General features: G+C 28.1%; 2 protein-coding genes. Both read right to left on the bottom strand.

Annotated features, from left to right (window positions below):
* Positions 1 to 333 (bottom strand): PadR family transcriptional regulator (locus LRA01S_RS10630; protein ID WP_061775569.1); only part of this gene is annotated, 333 nt, incomplete at its 3' end.
* Between the two features lie 143 nt (positions 334 to 476).
* Positions 477 to 662 (bottom strand): hypothetical protein (locus tag LRA01S_RS11235; RefSeq protein ID WP_218003141.1); only part of this gene is annotated, 186 nt, incomplete at its 5' end.

The following is a 662-nucleotide window of genomic DNA, read 5'->3' as shown; positions in this document are numbered from 1 at the left end:
TTCATCAACCCCTTTAATTAAATTTGTAAGACAGCTGTTGAGCTGATTCCACTCTTTAAAAAATTCTTGCTTTTCTTTGATTCCTTTTTCTGTTAATGAGTAATATTTTCTTCTGGGCCCGTATATTGATGGTTTTAAGTCACCTATTATTAGCCCCTTTTTTTCTAAAGATAACAATAATGGGTATATTGTGCCTTTAGATATATTTTTAAATCCATAAATATCTAGCTCTTCGCTTATCATGTATCCATACATCTCTTTTTTCGAAAGAAGAAGTAAAATACAACCATAAAGTATTCCTTTTAGCATTTGAGAATCAATTTTATTTGTCATTTTAATAATTCCTCCAGAGGTATTATGTTTTACATGATACCAAAATTATTGTAACTTGTAAAGCAATATAGTGAAGTATAAAAAAGAGCGGAATTTTCCACCCTTTAATAGTCGATTTTTAGCCCATTACAACAGCTTTCTATTTATTTAAATAAGTTTGCAATAGATATAGCTATTAAACAAATAAAGAGTGTAAAACCAGCATACCCTAAAACAATAATCCCTTTTTCAATTCGTATTTTTCTATGGTTTCTTCTTTCTCTTAACATTTCTGGTTCTGTTGCAAAGTTTTCCAAAAAATCTATTTTAGTGTAAAATTGAGAAAAAAT

It is taken from the genome of Pseudolactococcus raffinolactis NBRC 100932, from assembly GCF_001591765.1.
Classification (GTDB): domain Bacteria; phylum Bacillota; class Bacilli; order Lactobacillales; family Streptococcaceae; genus Pseudolactococcus; species Pseudolactococcus raffinolactis.
This window is presented reverse-complemented; position numbering and strand designations above follow the sequence as displayed.